12 protein-coding genes are annotated in these 13,290 nt (G+C 63.8%); 3 read left to right on the top strand and 9 right to left on the bottom strand.

Annotation, left to right across the window (positions count from 1 at the left end; all coding sequences use genetic code 11):
- Positions 1-4: 4 nt before the first annotated feature.
- The 7 genes from hisC to LQ232_RS04350 form a co-directional block, all read right to left on the bottom strand.
- Positions 5-1,090: a histidinol-phosphate transaminase gene (gene hisC, locus LQ232_RS04380; protein WP_230179147.1), complete on the bottom strand. Its 1,086-nt coding sequence runs from the start codon at positions 1,088-1,090 to the stop codon at positions 5-7.
- Positions 1,087-2,412: a histidinol dehydrogenase gene (hisD, locus tag LQ232_RS04375; RefSeq protein ID WP_230179146.1), complete on the bottom strand. Its 1,326-nt coding sequence runs from the start codon at positions 2,410-2,412 to the stop codon at positions 1,087-1,089. The genes hisC and hisD overlap by 4 nt, the downstream gene beginning before the upstream one ends.
- A 16-nt stretch (positions 2,413-2,428) precedes the next feature.
- Positions 2,429-3,067, bottom strand: a complete 639-nt coding sequence (hisG, locus tag LQ232_RS04370; RefSeq protein WP_230179730.1) for an ATP phosphoribosyltransferase — start codon at positions 3,065-3,067, stop codon at positions 2,429-2,431.
- A gap of 11 nt (positions 3,068-3,078) precedes the next feature.
- Complete coding sequence (gene murA / locus LQ232_RS04365) at positions 3,079-4,383, bottom strand: UDP-N-acetylglucosamine 1-carboxyvinyltransferase (protein ID WP_230179145.1); 1,305 nt, start codon at positions 4,381-4,383, stop codon at positions 3,079-3,081.
- 91 nt (positions 4,384-4,474) lie between these two features.
- Positions 4,475-4,720: a BolA family protein gene (locus LQ232_RS04360; RefSeq protein ID WP_230179144.1), complete on the bottom strand. Its 246-nt coding sequence runs from the start codon at positions 4,718-4,720 to the stop codon at positions 4,475-4,477.
- A gap of 39 nt (positions 4,721-4,759) precedes the next feature.
- Positions 4,760-5,542: an ABC transporter permease gene (locus LQ232_RS04355; RefSeq protein WP_230179143.1), complete on the bottom strand. Its 783-nt coding sequence runs from the start codon at positions 5,540-5,542 to the stop codon at positions 4,760-4,762.
- Positions 5,539-6,447 carry an ABC transporter ATP-binding protein gene (locus LQ232_RS04350; RefSeq protein WP_230179142.1) on the bottom strand — a complete coding sequence of 303 codons (909 nt, stop codon included), beginning with the start codon at positions 6,445-6,447 and terminating at the stop codon, positions 5,539-5,541. The genes LQ232_RS04355 and LQ232_RS04350 overlap by 4 nt, the downstream gene beginning before the upstream one ends.
- Before the next feature lie 123 nt (positions 6,448-6,570).
- Between LQ232_RS04350 and LQ232_RS04345 the strand changes: the two genes are divergently transcribed.
- Complete coding sequence (locus LQ232_RS04345; protein ID WP_230179141.1) at positions 6,571-6,828, top strand: acyl-CoA-binding protein; 258 nt, start codon at positions 6,571-6,573, stop codon at positions 6,826-6,828.
- Between the two features lie 8 nt (positions 6,829-6,836).
- Here LQ232_RS04345 and LQ232_RS04340 read toward each other — a convergent pair whose 3' ends face one another.
- Together LQ232_RS04340 and LQ232_RS04335 are read right to left on the bottom strand one after the other, a co-directional pair.
- Positions 6,837-8,057, bottom strand: a complete 1,221-nt coding sequence (locus tag LQ232_RS04340; protein ID WP_230179140.1) for an NAD(P)/FAD-dependent oxidoreductase — start codon at positions 8,055-8,057, stop codon at positions 6,837-6,839.
- A gap of 16 nt (positions 8,058-8,073) precedes the next feature.
- Entirely contained in the window at positions 8,074-8,388 is a 315-nt protein-coding gene (locus LQ232_RS04335; protein ID WP_230179139.1) for a polyhydroxyalkanoic acid system family protein, read from the bottom strand.
- Positions 8,389-8,505: 117 nt separating this feature from the next.
- On the opposite strand from LQ232_RS04335, the gene LQ232_RS04330 reads away from it, so the two are divergent.
- Positions 8,506-9,723, top strand: coding sequence for a M20 aminoacylase family protein (locus tag LQ232_RS04330; RefSeq protein ID WP_230179138.1), 1,218 nt, complete (start codon positions 8,506-8,508; stop codon positions 9,721-9,723).
- A gap of 88 nt (positions 9,724-9,811) precedes the next feature.
- A complete protein-coding gene (locus tag LQ232_RS04325; protein WP_230179137.1) occupies positions 9,812-13,285 on the top strand; it encodes a response regulator in 3,474 nt (1,157 codons plus the stop codon).
- Positions 13,286-13,290 lie beyond the last annotated feature (5 nt).

Below are 13,290 nucleotides of genomic sequence, written 5' to 3'. Positions count from 1 at the left end.
GACTTCAAAGTGGCCTGGTCAAGGTGGACTGCAGGGCGGCAATCATGGCGTCGTTTTCAGAGGGCAGGCCCACGGTTAAGCGGACACAGTGTGCCAGCAAACCATGCATGCCCGAGACATTCTTGATCAGGATGCCACGTTCCTTCAGCCCCGTGAAGACCGCGGCCGCGTCGGGCACGCGGACCAGGATCATGTTGGCCTGGCTTGGGTAGGACTTCACGCCCGGCATCTTGGCCAAGGCGGCCTGCAAGCGTTCACGCTCGGACTTGATGACGTCGGCCTGGCGGGTGAATTCGGCCTCGTGCTCCAGCGCGAACAGCGCCGCTTCCGCATTCAGGACGCTCACGTTATAGGGCGGGCGGGCCTTGTCGACTTCGGCCACCACCGCATCCGGGCCGATAAGGTAGCCCAGACGCACACCGGCCAGGCCGAATTTGCTGAGGGTGCGCATCAGGAGCACATTGGGGTGCTGGGGCAGCTTGGCCAGGTAGCTGTCGCTGGCGAAAGGCTGGTAAGCCTCGTCCATGACGACGAAACCGCAGCCTGCTTGCGCCACGGCATCGACGATGGCCTGGATGGCGTCCGCGTCCCACAGGTTGGCCGTGGGGTTGTTGGGGTAGGCGATGTAGGTCAGCGCGGGACGGTGTTCGCGGATGGCGGCGACCATGGCTGCGGTGTCGAGCTCGAAATCGGCGGTGAGCGGCACGCCCACGAACTTCAAGCCCTGCAGCTTGGCCGACATTTCGTACATGACGAAGCCGGGCAGCGGCGCCAGCACGGTGGCGCCGGACTGGGCACAGGCCATGGACAGCAGCGAGATCAACTCATCAGAGCCATTGCCGAGCACGATGCCGTAGCCCTCGGGCACTTGCGCGTGGCGGCGCAGCGCGGCATGCAGGTCGTTGATGCGCGTGCCGGGGTAGCGGTTCAGGGCGACGGCGCCCAGGCGTTGGCCCAGTTCGGCTTGCAACTCAGACGGCAGCGTGAAGGGATTCTCCATCGCGTCGAGCTTGATGAAGCCGGCGGCGTCTTGCACATGGTAGGCGTGCATGGCCCGCACATCGGGGCGGATGACGTCTGAAAGGCTCATGGTTTGGCGTGGGACTTGAGTCGGAATTCGGCGGCCTGGGCGTGGGCCTGCAGGCCTTCGCCATGGGCCAGCACAGAGGCGATCTGGCCCAGGGTTTGGGCGCCGGCTTCGCTGACCTCGATCAGGCTGCTGCGCTTCTGGAAATCGTAGACGCCCAGGGGCGATGAGAAGCGCGCGGTGCCCGAGGTCGGCAGCACGTGGTTGGGGCCGGCGCAGTAGTCACCCAGCGATTCGCTGGTGTAGGCGCCCAGGAAGATGGCGCCGGCGTGCTTGAGCAGCGGCTCCCAGCGGTGCGGGTCGTTGCTTGAGACTTCCAGGTGCTCGGGCGCGATGCGGTTACTGATGTCGCAGGCCTCTTCCATGCTGCGCGTGAGGATCAGCGCGCCCCGCCCTTCCAGCGAAGCGCGGATGATGTCGGCGCGCGGCATGGTGGGCAGCAGGCGCTCGATCTCGGCCTGCACCTGGGCGATGTAGTCGGCGTCGGGGCACAGCAGGATGCTTTGCGCCAACTCGTCGTGCTCGGCCTGGCTGAACAGGTCCATGGCGACCCACTCTGGCGGCGTAGAGCCATCGGCCAGCACCAGGATCTCGCTGGGGCCCGCGATCATGTCGATGCCGACCTGGCCAAACACGTGCTTCTTGGCGCTGGCCACGTAGGCATTGCCAGGGCCGGTGATCTTGTCGACCTTGGGGATGGTGGCCGTGCCGTAGGCCAACGCAGCCACGGCCTGGGCGCCACCGATGGTGAAGGCGCGGGTCACGCCAGCCACGTGAGCGGCGGCCAACACCAGGGGGTTCTTCTCGCCACGGGGCGTGGGCACCACCATGATGATTTCGCCAACACCGGCCACGTGGGCGGGAATGGCATTCATCAGCACCGACGAGGGGTAAGCCGCCTTGCCGCCAGGCACGTAGATGCCGACGCGATCGATGGCCGTGACCTTCTGGCCCAGCAGGGTGCCGTCTTCGTCGCGGTATTGCCAGCTGAGGCCGCACGCCTGCTTCTGGCGCTCGTGGTAGCCGCGCACCCGGCGGGCTGCGGCTTGCAGTGCCTCGGCTTGCTCCGCGGGTAGGCCGTCGAACGCGGCTTTCAACTCGGCCGCACCGAGCTCCAGGGCAGCAACGCTGCCGACTTGAAGATGATCGAAACGCTCGGTGTATTCCAGCACGGCGTCATCGCCCCGCAAACGCACATCGGCCAGGATGGCGCCAACTCGGTTCTCGATCTCCACGTCCGTGTCGGCCGACCAATGCAGCACCGTTTGAAAGGCGGCATCGAAGTCAGGCTGGAGGGTAGCGAGGTGGCGGATGTTGACGGTCATGGTGTCGTGCAAGGACTCAGGCAGGGATGGCCGATTCAAAGGCCTGGATGACTTGGCGAATGGCTTCGCGCTTGAGCTTGAGCGAAGCCTGGTTGACCACCAGCCGCGAAGAAATCTGCATGATCTCTTCCACTTCGACCAAGTGGTTGGCCTTGAGCGTGTTGCCGGTGGAGACCAGATCCACGATGGCATCGGCCACGCCGATCAGCGGGGCCAGTTCCATCGAGCCATACAGCTTGATCAGGTCGACGTGCACGCCCTTGTTGGCAAAGTGCTCGCTGGCAATGGTGGTGTACTTGGTGGCCACGCGGATGCGCGAGCCTTGCTTGACCGCCGTGGCGTAGTCAAAGTCAGCGCGCACGGCCACGCTCATGCGGCACTTGGCGATGTTCAGGTCGAGCGGCTGGTACAGGTTGTCACCGCCGTGCTCGATCAGGGTGTCCTTGCCGGCCACGCCGATGTCGGCGCCGCCATGCTGCACGTAGGTGGGCACATCGGTGGCGCGCACCAGCACCACGCGCACGTCGGGACGGTTGGTGGTGAGGATGAGCTTGCGGGATTTTTCAGGGTCTTCGGTGACCTCGATGCCGGCAGCGGCCAGCAAGGGCAAGGTCTCTTCGAAGATGCGGCCTTTGGACAGGGCCAGGGTGATCATGCCGGAGGTGTTCATGCTGGAGCCTTGACGCGTTCGATGTCGGCGCCAATGGCACGCAGCTTGGCTTCCATGCGGTCGTAGCCACGGTCAAGATGGTAGATGCGGTCGATCAGGGTTTCGCCATCGGCCACCAGGCCGGCGATGACCAGGCCGGCGGACGCGCGCAGGTCGGTGGCCATCACGGTAGCGCCGGACAACTTGGGCACACCCGTTACCACGGCCGTGTGACCATCGACGTTGATCTGGGCGCCCAGGCGCACCAGTTCGTTGACGTGCATGAAGCGGTTTTCAAAGATGGTTTCGTTGATCACGGCAGTGCCCTGCGCCACACAATTGAGCGCCATGAACTGTGCCTGCATGTCGGTCGGGAAGGCTGGGTACTCGCGGGTGCGGAAACCCACAGCCTTGGCCTGCGCATCGGCCTTGACGCGGATCCAATCGTCACCCGATTCGATCGACACACCGGCTTCGCGCAGCTTCTCGATCACGGATTCGAGGTGATCAGCATTGGCGCGACGGAGGGTGACATCGCCCCCCGTGGCGGCCACAGCGCACAGGAAGGTGCCGGTCTCAATCCGGTCGGGAATGATCTGGTGCGGTTTGGCGCTGCTCAGGCCATTCAGCTTGTCGACACCCTGGATGCGCAGACGGTGCGTGCCACGGCCTTCGATCCTGGCGCCCATGGCCAACAACATGTCGACCAGGTCGGTGATTTCGGGCTCTTGGGCCGCATTCTCAAGGATGGTTTCACCCTCGGCCAGGCTGGCGGCCATCAGCAGGTTCTCGGTGCCGGTGACGGTGACCATGTCGGTGGTGATGCGCGCGCCCTTCAGCCGTGTGGGCTGACCGTCGGCACCCACGGGCGTGCGCGCTTCGATGTAGCCGTGCTCAACCGTGATCTGAGCACCCATGGCCTGCAAACCCTTGATGTGCTGATCGACTGGGCGCGAACCGATGGCGCAGCCGCCGGGCAACGAGACGCGCGCGCGGCCGAAGCGGGCCAGCAACGGGCCCAGCACCAGGATGGAGGCGCGCATGGTCTTGACCAGCTCGTAGGGCGCCTCGGGGTTGTTCACCTTGCCCGCGTCGAGCGTGACGCGGTCGTCCTGCTCGACATGGCGCTCGCACACCACGCCCATGTTGCTCAGCAGCTTGAACGTGGTCAGCACGTCTTTCAGCTGCGGCACGTTGGCCAATGTCACGGGCTCGGCGCTGAGCAGCGCGGCACACAGTTCGGGCAGCGCGGCATTCTTGGCGCCGGCAATGGTCACTTCGCCTTGCAGACGGCGACCGCCACGGATCAGGAGTTTGTCCATGAAAAGCACAAAGGGCACGAGGCCGCCGGAGACAGGAATCCGGGGCTCGCGCCTGGGTTGAAATCGGTAAAACTGAAAATTCGCGAACAGATCAGGCTTTTTCGGCCCACTCCGCCGGGGTCAATGTCTTCATCGACAGGGCGTGGATCTGAGCCCGCATTCTATCGCCCAGGGCCTGGTAAACGCGCTGGTGCCGGGCAACGCGGTTCTTGCCCTCGAACTCGGTGGAGACGATGGTGGCGAAAAAATGCTGGCCATCGCCCTCCACTTCCAGGTGGGTGCAGGGCAAGCCCTCGGCAATGTAGTGCTGGACTTCAGCGGCGGTGGGATCGGCCATGGTCGGTGCTCTCGGCAAAAATCAAACGAAAAAGGTCGGTCAATGCCGGATTTTGTACCCGGTCTTGAGAAGGTGCAGGGCGACCAGCGAAACTCCCAGCGTGGCGCTGCCCACCACGCCCAGGCTCAGCCAGGGGCTGACATCGCTGACGCCGAAAAATCCGCGCCGAAAACCATCGATCAGGTAGAAAAACGGGTTGAGGTGCGACAGGCCCAGCCAGAACGGCGGCAGCGAATGCACCGAATAGAACACGCCCGACAAAAATGTCATGGGCATGATGATGAAATTTTGGAACACCGCCATGTGGTCGAATTTTTCGGCCCACAGCCCGGCGATCAGGCCCAGCGCGCCCAGCAAGGTGCCGCCCAGCACCGCGAAGATCACCGCCCACCAAGGTTCGGCCAGGCCCGGCGGCGCGAACCAGCCCGTGACCAGGAACACGCCCAGCCCCACCGCCAGCCCCCGCACCAGCGAGGCACCCACATAGGCCACGAACCAGGCCCGGTGCGACAGCGGTGTCAGCAGCAAAAACACCAAGTTACCGGTGATCTTGCTCTGCACCAGCGACGAGGAGCTGTTGGCAAAGGCGTTTTGCAGCAGACTCATCATGACCAAGCCGGGGATCAGGAAGCGGGTGTAGCCCACGCCATTGAATACCTCGACCTTGCCCTGCAGCACGTGGCCAAAAATCAGCAGGTAGAGCACCGCCGTGAGCACGGGTGCGGCCACGGTCTGGAAAGCGACCTTCCAGAAGCGCAGCACTTCCTTGACGAACAGCGGCCTGGCACCCGACAGGCCCAGCGTTTCAATCAGGCCGCTCATGCGTGCACCCCTTGCATGATGCTGAGGAAGACATCCTCCAGGTCGGCCCGGCCGATTTCCAGGTCCTCAACGCGGCACTGGCTTTGCCGCAAGGCGGCGAGAATTTGTTCAACCTCGGCCGCGTCATGAGCCGGCAGTTGCACGATGCGGCCGGTGATGCGGGCTTGCTCGGACAGCCCCGCCGGCAATGGGTCATCGGTTTTGAAGCGCAGCATGGTGTGGGCCGTGCCGGCCAGCAAGGCCGAAGTGCGGTCCAGCGCCACCAGCTTGCCTTGCTTGAGCATGCCGATGCGGTGGCACAGTGCCTCGGCCTCTTCCAGGTAATGCGTGGTCAGCAGCACGGTGTGCCCTTCCTTGTTCAGGCGGGCGATGAACTGCCACAAGGTCTGGCGCAGCTCCACATCGACCCCTGCCGTGGGCTCGTCCAGCACGATCACAGGTGGTTTGTGCACCAGGGCCTGTGCCACCAGCACCCGCCGCTTCATGCCCCCCGACAGCTGGCGCATGTTGGCATCGGCCTTGTCGGCCAGGCCCAGGTGCTGCAGCAGTTCGTCGACCCACTCGCCGTTCTTGTTCAAGCCAAAGTAAGCACTTTGGATCATCAAGGCTTCGCGCACCGAGAAGAAGGGGTCGAACACCAGCTCCTGCGGCACCACGCCCAAACGCCGGCGGGCAAAAGCGTAGTCTTTCACCACATCGTGCCCCTGCACCGTCACCCGCCCCGTGGTGGCATGGCTCAGGCCGGCCAGGATGCTGATGAGGGTGGTCTTGCCCGCGCCATTGGGGCCCAGCAGGCCGAAGAACTCGCCCTCTTTGATGTCGAAGCTGACGCCCTGCAGGGCCGCGACTGATCGCCCGGCCGACACATAGGATTTGGTGACTTGTTGGAATGAAACGGCACTCATGAGGTGCCGCATTGTAGGGAGCGCGTCAAAAGCCTGCCGCTCTCGCGCAAACAGCCACCGCATTCAAGGGGCTGATGCCCAAAATGTCGGCAGTAAGATTGGCGGCCTAACAGGAGACAAACCATGACCGACCTGACCGCTCAATTCGAAGCCGCCGTGGCCAATTCCAAGCTGCTGCCCGCCAAGCCCGACAATGACACGCTGCTGAAGATCTACTCGCTCTTCAAGCAAGCCACCGTGGGCGACGTGCAAGGCGACCGCCCCGGCATGATGGACTTCGTGGCCCGCGCCAAGTACGACGCCTGGGCTTCCCTCAAGGGCAAGACGTCCGACCAGGCCAAGCAAACCTACATCGACCTGATCGCCTCACTGAAAAAGTGAGATGAGCGTTATTCGGTGAAGAGCTTGAACACACCCTTGGCCGTCAGCAGGTGGCCGGGGTTGCTGGTTTCATCAAGCAAACCACTGATGCGCTGGCGGATCCTGGCGCTGCGCTGCGCACGCCAGACCACCACGTCGGCCAACCATGGCTGACGGTTGACCCAGTTGGCCCGCTGGTACATCTTGAAGCGCGGCTTGAGGGCACCAAGTTGCTCCTCATAGCTGGCGCGCACCTGGGCCTCTGCCCAGCCTCGGTTGTGCCCATCGACCACGGCCCGCGCGGCCAGCATGCCGGTGTGCAAGGCTTTGCCAATGCCCTCGCCCGTGAACGCATAAGTGCTGCCCGCGGCCTCGCCGCAAACCAGCAAGCCCGGCTTTGAAAAGCGCGCGCCCTCCAGATTGAAGCGCAAGGGTGCCCCCTTGATCTCGCCCACGGGCACGCCGCCTTGCACCAGCTCACGCGCCGAGGCGTGCACTCGGATGAAGCGTTCGTAGATCTGGCGCAGATTGGGCTGGCCGCCACCGCGCGCTGGCCGAATCTCGGAGATGCCCACACCGATGTTGAACACCCCATCGCCGCACGGGAAGATCCAGCCATAGCCCGGACGCAGCGCCCGGTGCCAGACGATCTCAAGGCGGTCAATGCGGCCCACCATGGCCTCATTTTTGATGTAGCCACGCAGCGCCACGCCACTGGGTGTGTGGCGCACGGCCATGCCCGCAGCCAGCAAAGCCTGTGGCACCGCACCGGTGGCCAGAATCACCCACCGCGCGGTGATGTCATGTTGTTGATCGCCCTGCTGCAGCCGTGCACCGATCACCAGTCCGTCGGCCTCAAGCGGCGCCACAAATTGCACGGGTGCATGCATGCGCGCGCCAGCCGCCACGGCTGCACCGCACACGATGTCATCCAGCACTTTGCGAGGCAACACCGCCAGCTCGCCCGCCACATCCACGCGCCCACCCCGGGGTGCAATGCAGGCCACATGAGCGACCCGCTGGGCATGCCGCATCACATCGCCCAGCACGCCCAACTCGCGCAGCGCCTGGTGCGCATCGGGGATGAGGCCATCGCCACACACCTTGTCGCGCGGAAAAGCGTGGCGGTCTACCAGCACCACCGACATGCCGGCGCGCGCCAGCGTGAGCGCAGCGGCACTGCCAGCAGGCCCGGCCCCCACGACCAGGACATCGCAGGCCTCGGGCAGCGCTTCGAAACCCAGGTTCATGATGCGTGCGGTGGCATCAAGCGGTGGACGAGCCGCCTTGTGCCTTGGCCAGGATGTTGGCCAGATTCCGGTCGATTTCGGCCTCGATCAGGGGCTTGAACGCCGACATCATCATGCCCAGCTTTGTGTCCAGCTCGAAGGCATCGGCACGCACTTTCATCTGCCCCGTGACGCCCATCCGCTCGAAGCTGATGATGTCCTCGCCATCGCCCTGCACCATTTGGCAGGTCAGGCCCAGTTGCTTGGCGGCATCGCCCATCCACTCTTGCGCCAGGGCGCGTGCCTTGTCCATGCCCAAGGCATGGGAACGTTGAATCTTGATGTCGGCCATGAGCAGAGCCCTCCGTGGGTGGTTTGGCCCCCAGTTTAACGTTTGCCCTGCTGACGCTGGCCTTGTCAGAGGCCCACGGGTAAGATCAGCTTTCCTTCTCATCAAGCCTACTTCGCCATGTCCGCCGACATCTCCGACCTGTCGTCATTGGTGCTGCCCTCTTTGCTGGATCAGGCCGAATCGATCCAGGTCCTGCGCCGCGACATCCACGCGCACCCAGAGTTGTGCTTTGAAGAGGTCCGCACCTCGGACCTGATCGCCAAGACACTGGCGGGGTGGGGCATTGAAGTGCACCGCGGACTGGGCAAGACCGGTCTGGTCGGCGTGATCCAGGGCCGGCCCGGGCCCAACTCGGTGGGCTTGCGCGCCGACATCGACGCCCTGCCCATCACCGAGCGCAATGAGTTCGCCCACGCCAGCCGCCATGCAGGCCGCATGCATGCCTGCGGCCACGATGGGCACACGGCCATGTTGCTGGCGGCGGCACAGCACCTGGCGCAACACCGCGACTTCGAAGGCACGGTATACCTGGTGTTTCAACCGGCCGAAGAAGGCGGTGGTGGTGCCGCGGCCATGATGCGCGATGGCCTGTTCACGCGCTTTCCAATGCAAGCCATCTTTGGCGTGCACAACTGGCCGGGCATGGGCGTGGGCCAATTCGCCATCAAGCCCGGCCCTTGTTTCGCGTCCAGCAACGAGTTCCACATCACCGTGCGCGGCAAGGGATCGCACGCGGCCATGCCGCACCTGGGCATCGACCCGGTGCCCGTGGCCTGCCAGATGGTCCAGGCATTCCAAACCATCCTGACGCGCAACGTGCGCCCCATCGACACGGGGGTCATCTCGGTGACCATCATCCAGGCCGGCGAAGCCACCAATGTGGTGCCTGACTTTGTCACGGTGCAAGGCACGGTGCGCACCTTCACAACAGAGGTGTTGGACCTGATCGAATCGCGCATGCAGGACGTGGCACAACACACTTGCGCGGCCTTCGGGGCCGAATGCGATTTCAAGTTCAGCCGCAATTACCCGCCCACCATCAACCACCCGGCAGAAACCGACTTTGTCCGCCAGGTGATGGTGGACCTGGTCGGGGCGGACAACGTGCTGGAGTTCGAGCCCACCATGGGTGCCGAGGATTTCAGCTACTACCTGCAAGCCATTCCCGGCGCCTATTTCTTGATTGGCAATGGCGATGGCGCGCACCGTGAAGGCGGACATGGCCTGGGACCGTGCATGCTTCACAACCCAAGCTATGACTTCAATGACAAACTGATCCCCCTGGGTGCCAACCTGTGGGTCAACCTGGCCACACAGTGGCTGGCCAAACGTTGAAGAGACAACACAAAAACAACTGCGCTATCCCCTGGGCTTGAAATAGCGCTCAACGTGCGAGAGGATGCCCTCCATAAGGAGAAATGGGATGCAACTCTCAATCGCGGTCAAGCTCGGCCTTGGCTTCGTGCCGGCCTTGGTGGCACTGCTTACCGTGGGGTCGATTTTCCGTGAACGCATCACCGAGATCGACGACAACGCCCGTTGGGTGACCCACACCCTGAGTGTGCAACAGCAGTTGGAAAACGCGCGGGCAAGGCTGGCCGAAGCGGAAAGCAGCGCCCGGGCCTACATGCTCAGTCCCAAAGAGGTGTACCAGCAGTCGACCCGGCAGTCCGCCGTGGAGGCCCGCAACGCCATCAGCTCGGTGCGCCGCCTGACCATTGACAACCCCACGCAGCAAGCCTTGGCCGACCAGTTGGAAGTCGCGCTGGACAAACGCCTTGACACACTCCTGCACCAGGCCCTGGGAGACATCCCCGTTTCCCGCATCGAAGGGGTGATCGCCAATGGCCGCCTGCAAAGCCAAGCCGTGCGGGACATCATCGGATCAATGGAGAAGACGGAGCATGCTCTGCTCACCGAGCGCCAAGCCACGCAATCGCAAACACTGAAAGACAGCGCGCGCACCGTGATGCTGGCCACGCTGGGTGCCGCAGCCCTCGTGGTCGGCTTCGGGATCGTCACCGTGCGCAGCATCACCCGGCCGCTGCTGAACCTGGAAAGCGGGGCCCGTCGTGTCGGCGACGGCGACTATGCCCACCGCATCCCCAGCGAATCGCACGACGAAATTGGCAGGGTGGCTGGCATGTTCAACCAGATGGTCGAGCGCATCGAGCACCGCGAACGCACCGCCACCGATGAGAACTGGATCAAGTCCAGCCTGGCCAGCTTCACGCCGATCTTCCAGGGTGGACAGGACCTGGGCAGCGTTTGCCAGGCCACCTTGTCTCAGTTGGCCACCCTGCTGTCGGTGCCCTGCATGGTGCTGTACATGAGCAAGAAAGGCGAAGGCGCCCCTGGCCTGGTCCGGTGCGCCCACTTTGCCGCGCAGGACGCGCCCGAACACCTGGCGCCTGGCGAGGGTCTGGCCGGACAATGCCTCCTCGAAGGGCGCCCGCTGTTGCTGTCCGACCTGCCCGGCCACTACCTCAAGGTGGAATCTGCACTGGGTTCGACGCCACCCCGCCATGTGTACGTCGGGCCCATCGCCTTCGAAGCCCAGGTCCAGGCGGTCATCGAGATCGCCCTCATGCAGCCCCTGACTGACATCCAGCGCGAGTTCCTTGACCGGTTGGGTGAAGGCCTGGGCCTGATGTTGAACGCCTTGGAAGCCAAACAGAACACCGAAGCCGCACTGCGAACCCAGACCGCCCTGAGCCTGACCCTGCAGAAACAACAGGACGCGTTGAAGCTGAGCAATGAAGAGCTGGCCTTGCAAAGCGAACAACTGCGGGCCTCCGAACGCTTGGCGCGAGAACAGCAGGAAGAGCTGATGATGGCCAACGAGGAGCAGCACCAGGCCAACGCCGAGCTGCGCCAATTGACTTTGTCGCTGGACCAGAAGGCACAGCAGTTGACCGAGACCTCGGCGTTCAAGTCCGAGTTCCTGGCCAACATGTCGCACGAGTTGCGCACGCCGCTGAACAGCCTGCTCATCTTGTCCAAGCTGCTGGCCGAGGACGTGGAGCACCCGCTGTCCACCAAGCAATTGCAGTACGCCAAAACCATCCACGACGCGGGCAACGACCTTTTGGCGCTGATCAACGAGATCCTGGACCTGGCGAAGATTGAATCGGGCAACACCCACATCGACATCACCGAGGTGCCCTACGCCAACCTGGTGCAAATGGCCAGCGACACCTTCACCCACGTGGCCCAGACCAAGAAGGTGGAGTTCGCGATCGAAGTGGACCCGAAGCTGGACCAAAGCCTGCACACCGACCAAGGCCGGGTCTGGCAGATCTTGAAGAATCTCCTGTCGAACGCTTTCAAGTTCACAGCCCAAGGCAGGGTTGTGCTTCGTTTTGGCATGGCGGCCGCCAACGGCCTGCCCGCCCGGCTGAGCATGAGCGTGCAGGATTCGGGCATTGGCATCCCCCCTGAAAAACAGGCCCGCATCTTCGAAGCCTTCAAGCAGGGTGACTCGGGCATCGCGCGGCAATATGGCGGCACCGGCCTGGGCTTGTCAATCAGCCAGAAGCTGGCCCACCTGCTGGGCGGCTCGCTGGAGGTGGTCAGTGAAGCCGGCCAAGGCAGCACCTTCACGCTGTACTTGCCCATGGATGCCGCCTTGTCCTCGCCGGGGGGCACGCCCATGGCGCCCTTGGCGCCACCAGAATCGATCACCGCCAAGCCGACTGTGGCGCCGGCATTGCCTGCAAGCCAGAGCACGCTCATGGTGGTCACCGACAACGAAGCCTTGGTCCAAAGCTTGGGCGACATGCTCAAGGACTACCCGATCGAGCTGGTACGGATCCCTGAGTTTTCACAGGTCATGGCCGCCTGCGAGGCGCACCCGCCCTTGCTCGTGGTGATGGATGGCACGGTCAACCGCGGTGAGATGTGGATGGCGATGGGCCACCTCAAACAGGATCCCAAGACCCGACATGTCTCCATCCACGTGATGTGCGACGAAGACCAACGCGAACGTTCGCTGCGCCTGGGCGCCACCTCCTACACCCTGCTGCCCACCGAATCCATCGACACCCTGACGACAACCCTGCGCTCGCGCCTGGCCCGCTTGACGCAATGGCAGCGCAATGTGCTGGTGGTCGAGGACGACCCGGTTCAACTGGCGGCCGTTTTGGACTTGATCGGCAATGGCGACATCCACGCCAAAGGCGTGTCCACGGCCGCCGAGGCCCTGGAAGCCATTGAGGCCGTGCCCGTCGATTGCGTGGTCATCGACCTGGGCCTGCCCGACATGGACGGCGGCGCGCTGATCGACGCCTTGAGCCAGCGCCTGGGCCGCGCCAGCCCCCCTGTGATCGTCTACACGGGCCGCGCCATGTCGCGCACCGAAGAAATCGGGTTGATGAAAAAGGCCCAGGCCTTGATCATCAAGGGCGTGGGATCGCCCGAGCGCCTGATTGACGAGCTGTCGTTGCTGATGAGCCGCCAACCCTCGCGCCTGTCGCCCAGCGCGCGGCAATTGATCGACCGAAGCCGCAGTGAAGACCCGGTTCTGGCCGGGCAAAACATCCTGGTGGTTGACGATGACGTGCGCAACATCTTCGCCATCTCGGCCGCGCTGGAAACCTATGGCGCCCATGTGATCCATGCAGAAAGCGGGCTGGCCGGCATCGACATGCTGCACCAGCATCCCGACACCCACGTCGTGTTGATGGACGTGATGATGCCCACCATCGATGGCTTGGAAACCATCCGGCGGATTCGCCAGTTGCCACAATTTGCGATGCTGCCCATCATCGCGGTCACGGCCAAGGCCATGCCCGGCGACCGCGCAGCCTGCCTGGAAGCAGGTGCCTCGGATTACCTGGCCAAGCCAGTCGACATGGACCGCCTGCGCGCCATGCTGCGCGTGTGGCTGACAGAATGACCAGG

Source organism: Aquabacterium sp. CECT 9606, from assembly GCF_918741295.1.
In the GTDB taxonomy this organism is placed as follows: Bacteria; Pseudomonadota; Gammaproteobacteria; order Burkholderiales; family Burkholderiaceae_C; genus Aquabacterium.
Note: the sequence above shows the minus strand (reverse complement) of the source record. Positions and strands in the feature narration are given on the sequence as shown.

Excerpts from the sequence above, each read along its gene's own strand:
- hisC (WP_230179147.1), bottom strand. The coding sequence starts at position 1,090 with ATGAGCCTTTCAGACGTCATCCGCCCCGATGTGCGGGCCATGCACGCC.
- hisD (WP_230179146.1), bottom strand. The coding sequence starts at position 2,412 with ATGACCGTCAACATCCGCCACCTCGCTACCCTCCAGCCTGACTTCGAT.
- hisG (WP_230179730.1), bottom strand. The coding sequence starts at position 3,067 with ATGATCACCCTGGCCCTGTCCAAAGGCCGCATCTTCGAAGAGACCTTG.
- murA (WP_230179145.1), bottom strand. The coding sequence starts at position 4,383 with ATGGACAAACTCCTGATCCGTGGCGGTCGCCGTCTGCAAGGCGAAGTG.
- LQ232_RS04360 (WP_230179144.1), bottom strand. The coding sequence starts at position 4,720 with ATGGCCGATCCCACCGCCGCTGAAGTCCAGCACTACATTGCCGAGGGC.
- LQ232_RS04355 (WP_230179143.1), bottom strand. The coding sequence starts at position 5,542 with ATGAGCGGCCTGATTGAAACGCTGGGCCTGTCGGGTGCCAGGCCGCTG.
- LQ232_RS04350 (WP_230179142.1), bottom strand. The coding sequence starts at position 6,447 with ATGAGTGCCGTTTCATTCCAACAAGTCACCAAATCCTATGTGTCGGCC.
- LQ232_RS04345 (WP_230179141.1), top strand. The coding sequence starts at position 6,571 with ATGACCGACCTGACCGCTCAATTCGAAGCCGCCGTGGCCAATTCCAAG.
- LQ232_RS04340 (WP_230179140.1), bottom strand. The coding sequence starts at position 8,057 with ATGAACCTGGGTTTCGAAGCGCTGCCCGAGGCCTGCGATGTCCTGGTC.
- LQ232_RS04335 (WP_230179139.1), bottom strand. The coding sequence starts at position 8,388 with ATGGCCGACATCAAGATTCAACGTTCCCATGCCTTGGGCATGGACAAG.
- LQ232_RS04330 (WP_230179138.1), top strand. The coding sequence starts at position 8,506 with ATGTCCGCCGACATCTCCGACCTGTCGTCATTGGTGCTGCCCTCTTTG.
- LQ232_RS04325 (WP_230179137.1), top strand. The coding sequence starts at position 9,812 with ATGCAACTCTCAATCGCGGTCAAGCTCGGCCTTGGCTTCGTGCCGGCC.